General features: G+C 66.6%; 11 protein-coding genes and 1 pseudogene. 2 read left to right on the top strand and 10 right to left on the bottom strand.

Annotation, left to right across the window (positions count from 1 at the left end):
* From DU478_RS23170 to ruvC, 8 genes and pseudogenes are all read right to left on the bottom strand, one after another.
* Window positions 1–272 (bottom strand): annotated as a pseudogene (locus DU478_RS23170) (hypothetical protein); the annotation flags it as partial.
* A gap of 10 nt (window positions 273–282) precedes the next feature.
* Window positions 283–762 (bottom strand): protein TolR, encoded by a 480-nt coding sequence (tolR, locus tag DU478_RS17010; RefSeq protein WP_114512163.1) that lies wholly within the window; start codon window positions 760–762, stop codon window positions 283–285.
* A gap of 3 nt (window positions 763–765) precedes the next feature.
* Window positions 766–1461, bottom strand: coding sequence for a protein TolQ (gene tolQ, locus DU478_RS17005; RefSeq protein ID WP_114512162.1), 696 nt, complete (start codon window positions 1459–1461; stop codon window positions 766–768).
* Between the two features lie 114 nt (window positions 1462–1575).
* Entirely contained in the window at window positions 1576–1962 is a 387-nt protein-coding gene (gene ybgC, locus DU478_RS17000; RefSeq protein WP_114512161.1) for a tol-pal system-associated acyl-CoA thioesterase, read from the bottom strand.
* A 96-nt stretch (window positions 1963–2058) separates the two neighbouring features.
* Window positions 2059–2685, bottom strand: coding sequence for a hypothetical protein (locus DU478_RS16995; protein WP_114512160.1), 627 nt, complete (start codon window positions 2683–2685; stop codon window positions 2059–2061).
* A gap of 119 nt (window positions 2686–2804) precedes the next feature.
* Complete coding sequence (ruvB, locus tag DU478_RS16990; RefSeq protein WP_114512159.1) at window positions 2805–3830, bottom strand: Holliday junction branch migration DNA helicase RuvB; 1026 nt, start codon at window positions 3828–3830, stop codon at window positions 2805–2807.
* A gap of 54 nt (window positions 3831–3884) precedes the next feature.
* Complete coding sequence (gene ruvA, locus DU478_RS16985; RefSeq protein ID WP_114512158.1) at window positions 3885–4550, bottom strand: Holliday junction branch migration protein RuvA; 666 nt, start codon at window positions 4548–4550, stop codon at window positions 3885–3887.
* On the bottom strand, window positions 4547–5035 hold the full coding sequence (gene ruvC / locus DU478_RS16980) for a crossover junction endodeoxyribonuclease RuvC (RefSeq protein ID WP_114512157.1): 489 nt from the start codon (window positions 5033–5035) through the stop codon (window positions 4547–4549). Before ruvC ends, ruvA begins: the two co-directional genes overlap by 4 nt.
* A 324-nt stretch (window positions 5036–5359) precedes the next feature.
* Between ruvC and DU478_RS16975 the strand changes: the two genes are divergently transcribed.
* Complete coding sequence (locus DU478_RS16975; RefSeq protein ID WP_114512156.1) at window positions 5360–5569, top strand: DUF1127 domain-containing protein; 210 nt, start codon at window positions 5360–5362, stop codon at window positions 5567–5569.
* A 147-nt stretch (window positions 5570–5716) separates the two neighbouring features.
* Here DU478_RS16975 and DU478_RS16970 read toward each other — a convergent pair whose 3' ends face one another.
* Together DU478_RS16970 and DU478_RS16965 are read right to left on the bottom strand one after the other, a co-directional pair.
* Window positions 5717–6061 carry a hypothetical protein gene (locus tag DU478_RS16970; protein WP_114512155.1) on the bottom strand — a complete coding sequence of 115 codons (345 nt, stop codon included), beginning with the start codon at window positions 6059–6061 and terminating at the stop codon, window positions 5717–5719.
* Window positions 6062–6169: 108 nt separating this feature from the next.
* Window positions 6170–7039: a 50S ribosomal protein L11 methyltransferase gene (locus DU478_RS16965; protein ID WP_114512154.1), complete on the bottom strand. Its 870-nt coding sequence runs from the start codon at window positions 7037–7039 to the stop codon at window positions 6170–6172.
* Window positions 7040–7513: 474 nt separating this feature from the next.
* On the opposite strand from DU478_RS16965, the gene DU478_RS16960 reads away from it, so the two are divergent.
* Window positions 7514–9109, top strand: a complete 1596-nt coding sequence (locus tag DU478_RS16960; RefSeq protein WP_114512153.1) for a sodium:solute symporter — start codon at window positions 7514–7516, stop codon at window positions 9107–9109.
* Window position 9110: the final 1 nt, after the last annotated feature.

Below are 9110 nucleotides of genomic sequence, written 5' to 3'. Positions count from 1 at the left end.
TCCGGCTCGGGCTGCGGGGTCGGCGCGGGTTCCGGCGCCGGCGGCTCAGGCGCGGGCTCCGCCTCGGCGTCGGGCGCCGGTGGGGCCGCGACGTCGCTGGTGCTTTCGGGCGGCTGCGACCGCGCCGTGAGGGCGGCGAATTCCGCTTCGGACAACACCGCCACATCGGCCACCTGCGGCGGCTCAGGCTCGGGCTCGAACAGCCCGCCGAACAGCAGCCACAGGATCAGAATCCCGTGTCCCGCCCCCGAGATGTAATGCCCGGTGTGCATCATGGCACCTTTAGTTCCCGGTCCCGTCGAGCGCCGGTCCGCCGATATCCGTCACCAGGCCGATGGAGGAAAAGCCGCCAGCGTTGAGCGCGCCCATGACCTCGGCCACCTCGGCGTAGCTCGCCGCCCCGTCGGCGCGCAGAAAGACCCGGTCGTCGGAGCGTTCGACGGCAATCGCCCGCAGCCGGTTCACCAGGTCGCCGCGGTCCACCTCGGTGTTCTGGATCATCACCACGCCGTCCGCCGTCAGCGTGACGGTCAACGGCTCTTCGGTCTCGGAGGGCAGCGCGCTGGCGGCGGTCTTGGGCAGTTCCACCGGGACACCCACGGTCAGGAGCGGGGCCGCGACCATGAAGATGATCAGCAGCACCAGCATGACGTCCACGAAGGGCGTGACGTTGATTTCGGACATCGGCTGCGCGCCGCCGCGGCGGCCGCGCCTGCGGCGTCCGCTGCCGCCACCGCCGGATTTCATGACACCCGCACCCATGGCTCAGCTGTCCAGCTGGCGGCTGAGGATGGTCGAGAATTCGTCGGCAAAGGCCTCGTAGCCCGCGACGATGCGGTCGCTGTCGGCGCTCAGCTTGTTGTAGAAGACGACCGCCGGGATGGCGGCGATGAGGCCAAGCCCGGTGGCCAGCAGCGCCTCGGCGATGCCGGGGGCCACGACGGCAAGGTTGGTGTTCTGCTGCTGCGCGATCTCGATGAAGGCGTGCATGATGCCCCAGACCGTGCCGAAGAGCCCGACGAAAGGCGCGGTAGACCCCACCGTGGCCAGCACCGGCAGACCCTTCTGAAGTTCCTCGGCCTCTTTCAGGATCGCCACGTCCATACTGCGGTCGATACGCGCCTGGGCGCCGGCGATCAGCCCGCCGTCCTCGCGGTGAGAGCGGCGCCATTCCATCATGCCGCTGGCAAAGACCCGTTCCGACCGGCCCTTGGGATCGACGCCGATCTGGTCAAAGAGTTCGTCAAGCGGTTCCCCGGACCAGAAGGCCTGGTCGAAGCGCGCAGCCTCGCGCCGGGCGGCGCGGTAGAGGATGATTTTCTGGATGATGATCGACCAGGACCAGAAGGAGGCGATGATGAGCATGAGCATCACCAGTTTCACGGTCAGGGTGGCACGTGCAAAAAGCGCCCACATGGAGAAATCAATCTCCTGCGCCAGCGCGACGGTTTCGAGTTCCATGAGCCTGCTCTTTTCGGGTTGGCCTCTGCGATGAGGCTCTGATTGCCTTCGAGATACCCGATTTGCCAGCCAAAGGCCAACACAATGCCGTGTCAAGCCGCTTTGCGCGTGCGATCAGCGGACTTGGCGGCGGATATTCGCCGGTAGGCGCGCCGGATGGCCCGCGTCATTGACGCAGACCACCGTCACCTCGGCCCGGAACAGAAGATCGGCCCCGCGCCTCACCTCCTGATGCATGACCAGCCGCACGCCGGTGACGGCCCGGGTCGAGGTCAGCACCGTGAGCTGGTCGTCGAAATGTGCGGGCATGAGGTAATCCGCTTCGACCCGCCGCACGACGAAAACCACGCCGTTGGCCCGCATCGCGTTCTGGTCCACGCCGAGGGCGCGCACCCAGTCGCTGCGCGCCCGTTCGATGTAGCGCAGGTAGTTGGCGTAATAGACGATCCCCGCCATGTCGGTGTCTTCGTAATAGACCCGGACCGGAAACTCATGCGTCATCCCTGAACTCCTCGCGTCGCAAGGGGGCGCTGCCCCCGTCGCGGCAGGCCGCGACTCCCCCGAAGTATTTTAGGGCAGATGAAACGACCTGCCCGGTCACGACATGCCGCCCACCCGCGCGGCGAGCCGCAAGGCATGCGATGCATCGCCGGTCGCAGCCGGCATCACCGGATCGTAGGCCGCCCGGATCAACGCGCCGATCTCGGGACGCAGCACCACGCGCCCGTCCTCCAGCTGACCCAGCGGCGAACGGTCGGCAAAGGCCGTATCGGACCAGAGCAGCATCGACTGCACCGCCTGGCTCAGCGCCAGCGTGTCCGCGGGCACCGCGCTCAGCTGGTCGTCCATGCGCAGGAAGATGAAACAGGCCCGGATCGCCCCGGCCTCGTCGAAACGGAAGATGCGATACTGGTTGGCCTCCGCCGCGTCCAGCTTGGCCACCAGCGGCCCAAGGTCGGGCACAAGGCGGTCGAGGTTCGGCACCCCGACAAGCTCGGACCAGTCGCGGCAGAAGAACATCATCGTGTTGGCGCCCAGTTCCGGATCGAGTTCGGTGGTCTCGTGCCCGGCCAAGTGGCAAACCGCCTCGAAGGCGCCCTTGATCGTGGCCAGAGTGGTCTCTTCGACGCCGAAGACAACCGGCGCCAGCGCCCGCCCCCAACGCGCGAAGGCATAGCTGCCGTCCGAGCGGGTAAAGAGCGCTTCGATCTCGTCTGGTTCCATGGCCCCTGCCCCAGCTTTGTCTTGCCGCCCGCAAGTTTTGCTTCGCAAAACTTGGCGTAAAACGCCCGCCGGGGTCTCCGGCGGCGATCCCGGGCGCAGACCTGCCCAATTCGGCGCGATTAGTCAAACAGGCTGGACTGCCCCGGCGGCTTCGGCGCGACGAGGCCAAGGTGATCCCAGGCGCGCTGCGCCAGCATCCGGCCGCGCGGCGTGCGCTGGATCAGGCCCTGCTGCAAGAGGTAGGGCTCGATCACCTCTTCCAGCGCATCGCGGGATTCGCTCAGCGCCGCCGACAGCGTCTCGATCCCCACCGGTCCGCCCTGATAGCTTTCCGCGATCAGCCGCAGGTAGCGCCGGTCGGCGCTGTCGAGCCCCAGCCCGTCCACGCCGAGCCGCGTCAGCGCATTGTCGGCAAGGTCTCGGCTGACCACGCCGCCGCCCTCGACCACGGCGAAATCCACCACCCGGCGCAGCAGCCGCCCGGCGATCCGCGGCGTGCCGCGGGCGCGGCGGGCGATCTCGCGCGCGCCTTCGCCCTGCACCTGCACACCCAGCTTTTCCGCGTTGCGGGTGACGATCAGGTTCAACTCGTCCTCTGTGTAGAATTCGAGCCGCGTCGGGATGCCGAACCGGTCGCGCAGCGGCGTGGTCAGCAGACCCAGCCGCGTCGTCGCACCCACGAGCGTGAAGGGCTGCAATTCGATCCGCACGGTGCGCGCCGCCGGCCCTTCGCCGATCACGAGGTCGAGCTCGTAATCCTCGAGCGCCGGGTACAGCACTTCTTCCACCGCCGGGTTCAGCCGGTGGATCTCGTCGATGAAGAGCACGTCGCTGCGTTCGAGGTTGGTGAGGATCGCCGCCAGGTCGCCGGCCTTGGCCAGCACCGGGCCCGAGGTCATGCGGAAGCCCACACCGAGCTCGCGCGCCATGATCTGCGCCAGCGTCGTCTTGCCCAGGCCGGGGGGGCCGTGGAACAGCGTGTGGTCCATGGTCTCGCCGCGCGACCGGGCGGACTGGATGAAGATGCGCAGGTTGGCCTTGGCCGCCGCCTGCCCCACGAAATCGTCGAGCATCTGCGGCCGCAGCGCGCGGTCGCGGTCGTCGGGCAGCGCCTCGGGCTGGACCTGCGGGTCGCGGTCCTTCATACCGCTGTCCCGCTACGAAGACGCCCGACCGGGCGGATAAGCTGCGCCATGTCCCTACCCCTTCGGTGCCAAGAGCCGCAGCGCCGCGCGGATCAGCGTCGCGGTATCGGCCTCGGGCGCCGCCCCGGCGGCTTCGGCCACCGCGCCCGCCGCCTCGCCCGGACCGTAGCCCAGATTGCCCAACGCCGACAACGCCTCGGCCTGGGCGGAGGCATTGGCGCGTGGCGCGGGGGCCGCGGCCACCGGCTCCAGGACCTCCGTCGCCGTGTCCGACACATCCGCCGGGCGCGGCTCCACGGCGGCGCCCATGGCCATCACTGCGGGCGCCTTGTCCTTGAGCTCGTTGACGACCCGCTGCGCCGTCTTGGGTCCGATGCCGCGCGCCGCCTTGATCGCATTCCAGTCCCCCAGAGCGATGGCGCGGCTCACCCCGTCCGGCCCCAGCGTGCCGAGGATCGCCAGCGACGCCTTGGCGCCCACCCCCTGCACCGTCATCAAGAGGCGGAACCATTCCTTTTCCACCAGCGACGGAAAGCCGAAGAGCTGCAGGAGATCCTCGCGCACCAGCAGATCGGTGAACAGCGCCACTGCCTCCCCCGGCCCCGGCAGACCCGCCAGCACGCGGTCCGCGCAATAGACCACGTAGCCCACGCCGCGCACATCGATCAGCACGTGATCCTCGCCCTTGTATTCGACCCGCCCGGCAATGCGCCCGATCATGCCCGCACCTTCAGCGCCGCAGTGCCCAGGTGACGGGCGTGGCAGATGGCGATGGCCAGGGCATCGGCGGCATCCGGTCCGGCGATCTCGGCCCCGGGGAGCTGCATCTTCACCATGTGCATCACCTGCCGCTTGTCCGCGTGGCCGACGCCCACCACGGTCTTCTTGATTGAGTTGGGCGCGTATTCCCCGACCGCCAGCCCGAATTGCGCAGGCACCAGCATGGCGATGCCGCGGGCCTGTCCCAGCTTCAGCGTCCCGGCGCCGTCCTTGTTCACGAAGGTCTGCTCGACCGCGGCCATCTGCGGCGCGTACCGGCGCAGCACGTCGGTGAGCTGTTCGTGGAGTGACAGGAGCCGCTCGGACAGCACGTCGCCGACAGAGGTGCAGATGCCGTTGGCCACGTGCCTGAGTCGGCTTCCCTCGGCGTCGATCACGCCCCATCCCAGGGCCCGCAACCCCGGATCAATGCCCAAAACACGCATGCTCGTTGCCTTTTGTTGTTTTGCCGCAACGGATAGCACGAAACGCGAACACGCGCCAAGCCCCAAGGCGCCCGGCCGGAAAACGACGCTGCCGGTCCAGAGCCGACACGCACCAGTTATCCACAGCCTGAAACCGGCCTTCGCAGGGCGAAAAACGACCTTTACACGATCCGGATTTTGCCATCTATTACCGTACGTTAACCGTGATTTCCGCCATGCGGAAAATGCATGTGTCCCATGCAATTTTCGCGGCTTGTGCGTTTTCATCCCGCCTCCTAATTGGGCATCAGAAAAACCGCACATCCCGCTGAAAGGAACACGGACATGGTTGCCCTCGTCAATGCACGCCACTCCACCGCGACCGCCGAAGTGGCGGGCCGGATCGGAAAAGTCTTCGCCGTCGTCATCACCGCCATTCTCGACTGGAACGATGCACGCATCACCCGCAAGAGCCTGAACCGGCTGACCGACCGCGAGCTGGACGATATCGGTCTGCTGCGCGGCGACATCGACGTGGTGGCGCGCCAGCGCTGATCGGACGGTGCCGCCGCGGCGGCCCATCGGCTCGGACAAAAACACTCTCCCACGCCACGCGCGGGAGGGTGTTTTGTTGTCAGCTCCTGCAAAAAAGCCGCCACGCCGGTCAGGGTGTGGCGGCAGCACTCGTCAAGACGCGGCGTGTCAGCCCAGCAGCGGTGCGATATTTGTCGAGATCCAGACCGTCGCCGGGTCGATCTGCATGATGAACGCGCCGGTGCGTTCGATTACCGTGCCCTGCGCGAGGGCGTCGATCCGCGACTGGTAATCCGCCTCTCCCAGAGAGACGAAGAGAAAGCTCTTGAAGGCCAGCAGTCCGGCGATCAGCATCAGGATTGCGTTCAAGGACAGTCCCGGAAGCTGGCGCCGCGGCTGATGCTGGATGACACCGTTGCGGCCCAGCTTTGTGACGTAACCCCGCGCCAATTGGCGATGGCGCTTGGTCACGGCTTTGTGCCGCTTCTCGAACTTGCGAATTGCGTCGTCCATGACAGTCTTCCGTTACCGCGGCCCCCACCGGGTACGTCTTGGATAGTCCCGAAATGCGGCAGGAATACGGCAAATAAGGCTGTTTTTAACCAATTTGGGCGAAAACCGTCATGCTTTTTGAAGCGTTAGCGTCGTCCATTCACCAATCTCCTGACGCTTGGTCAGATTGATCTCGTTTCGTTCATAAACCGCGATCACCTCGTCGGCCTGTTCGTTCAGAATCCCCGAAAGAATCGCATATCCGCCGGTGCAGAGGTGCCGCGCCATATCCGGCGCAAGGGCAATCAGCGGCGCCATCAGGATGTTCGCGAACACCAGGTCGAAGGGCGCCGCGGCGGACAGGTCCGGGTGCTCGAATCCCGCCGCTTCGACACATTTCACCCGTCCGGCAAGATCGTTGGCCGCCACATTTGCCCGCGCCACATCCACCGCCACCTCGTCGATATCGCTGGCCAGGATCGTGCCGGGCCAGATCCGCGCCGCGCCCATCGCCAGCACCGCGGTGCCGCAGCCGACGTCGGTGACGCTCTGGCCCGTAAAGCCCTCCGTCGCCAGCGCGTCCAGCGCCCTGAGGCATCCCAGCGTCGTGCCGTGGTGCCCGGTGCCGAAGGCCATCGCCGCCTCGATCAGCAGCGGCTCGGAACCTTGGGGCACCTTGTCCGCATCGTGGCTGCCGTAGACAAAGAACCGCCCCGCCTCGACCGGCACCAATTCGCGGCGGACCTTGGCGACCCAGTCGGTGTCCGGCACTTCGGAGATGACAAAGGGCCTGGCCCCGAACGCCGCGGCCAGAAGCGCCAGTTCGGTGTCGTCGGGCTGATCCTCGAAATAACCGCCCACTTCCCAAAGGCCCGATCCGTCCTCCATCTCGAAGACGCCGACGCCCGTGGGTTCGGGCCAGAGCGCCTCCATCGCCTCGCCCAGGGCTTCGGCCTGGTCCTTGCCGGACAGGGTGGTGAGCGCAGTGTAGGTGGTCATGGCGGGCCTCGTCTGTGGATCAGACGGCTCTGTGGCACGCCCGGCGGACCCGCGCAAGCCGGTCGCGCAGGGGCCGGCGACGGCGGATCCACGTAACGGGCCGGGCGCAAAACCGGGGGGCGCTGCCCCCGGTCGCCGCATGCGGCGACTCCCCCGAGGTATTTGGAAACCGGAGAAGCTCAGGCCTGGGTCTGCGATCGCGGATGCGGCACTGGGGGGCTGAACACGGTGTTTGAACGCCTTGCACCAGAGGCGCGGGACCGACGGCGACCATGCCGCTGCCCCGCCGTCCCGAGCCGTCACGCCCGCGCCTTTCAGGCCGAGCAGTTCACGCTGACATGATGCGGGCGCTTCTATCGCAGAGCGTGTCGATGTTGCACTGATGGCGTCTTCAAGTTGCGCAAATCAGCGCATTCTCGGAACATTATGTCGCAGGAACCGTTTTCCCGACACTGCGCTTACGGGGAGAGATACATGGAACAGGGCACGCAGGAGGCCGTTGCCAACGCGATCACATCACTCGATATCGGGGTCCTGATCGGCTATTTCGTCGTCGTCATCCTGATCGGCATCTGGGTCACCCGAAGTACCAAAAGCGGTGACGACCTGTTCCTCGCCGGGCGGTCCCTGACCTGGGGCATCATCGGCGTCTCGCTCTTTGCCTCCAACATCTCCTCGACCACGCTCATCGGCCTCACGGGGGCCGCCTATTCCACCGGCATCGCCACCTCGGCCTACGAATGGATGGCCGGCATTCCGCTCATCCTGCTGGCCTTCATCTTTGCGCCGCTCTTTTTCAGGTCCCGTGTCACGACCATTCCCGAATGGCTTGAACGGCGCTTCGACCGCCGCTCACGGCTCTACTTCTCGGGCGTGACCATCGTTCTCACGGTGATCGTCGACACCGCCGGCGGGCTTTATGCCGGCGCGGTGGTGGTGCAGACCTTCTTTCCCGACATCCCGATCTGGCAGACCTGCGTGGCCATCGGCCTTTTCGCCGGCATCTATACCGCGTCGGGCGGGCTCAAGGCAGTGGTCTACACGGACGTTCTGCAGGCCGTCGTGCTGATCTTCGGCACCGCGACGATGACCTATATCCTGTTCTCCGACCTCGGGTTTTCCTGGCAGGCGGTCAAGGACGCGGTGCCGGACGAAAATCACCTGTCGCTGATCCAGCCGCGCAGCGACGACATCCTGCCCTGGCCGGGCCTGATCTTCGGCGTGCCGCTGCTGGGCTTCTGGTACTGGGTCACCAACCAGTACATCGTGCAGCGCGTACTCGGCGCCCGCGACCTGCGCGAGGCGCAGCGCGGCGCGATCCTGGGCGGTTTCCTCAAGATCATCCCGATGTTCATCATGGTGCTGCCCGGCGCCATGGCACTGGCGGTGATCCCGGACCTGGAAAATCCCGACCAGGTGTTTCCGACGATCACCAGCACGCTCTTGCCCGCGGGCCTGAGCGGCCTGGTGCTGGCAGGCCTCGTCGCGGCGATCATGTCCAGCGTCGATTCGACGCTCAACTCGTCCTCGACGCTGATCAGCCACGATTTCCTCGACGTCGAGAACAAGAGCCCCGAGGAACAGCGCCGCATCGGCCGCATCACGACGCTGGTGCTGATGGGCGTGGCGATCCTCTGGGCGCCGTTCATCGACGACATGGGCGGGCTCTGGGCCTACCTGCAGCAGGCCTTCTCGATCCTCGTGCCGCCGGTAGTCGCGATCTTCATCCTGGGCGCGCTGTGGAAAAAGGGCACCGGCGACGCGGCCTTCCTGACGCTCTGCTGCGGCCACGCGGTGAGCCTCGGGTTCTTCGTCGCCACGCAGACCGGGTTCTGGCCGCTGCACTACACCACCAACGTGGGCCTGATGACGGCGATCAGCTGCGGCATCTTCTTCCTCGTCAGCCGCGCCGGCACCGCGCGCCCCGACGACCAGCTGGCCGACGTGGTCTGGACCCCGGACATGGCGACCGACGCGCTGTCGGACGACGCACCCTTCTACCAGAACGTCAAGCTCTGGGCGGTCCTGCTCGCGCTGTCGATGACCGCGATCCTGGTGATCTTCTGGTAAG

This window comes from Thalassococcus profundi (genome assembly GCF_003344785.1).
GTDB lineage: Bacteria > Pseudomonadota > Alphaproteobacteria > Rhodobacterales > Rhodobacteraceae > Puniceibacterium > Puniceibacterium profundi.
Note: the sequence above shows the minus strand (reverse complement) of the source record. Positions and strands in the feature narration are given on the sequence as shown.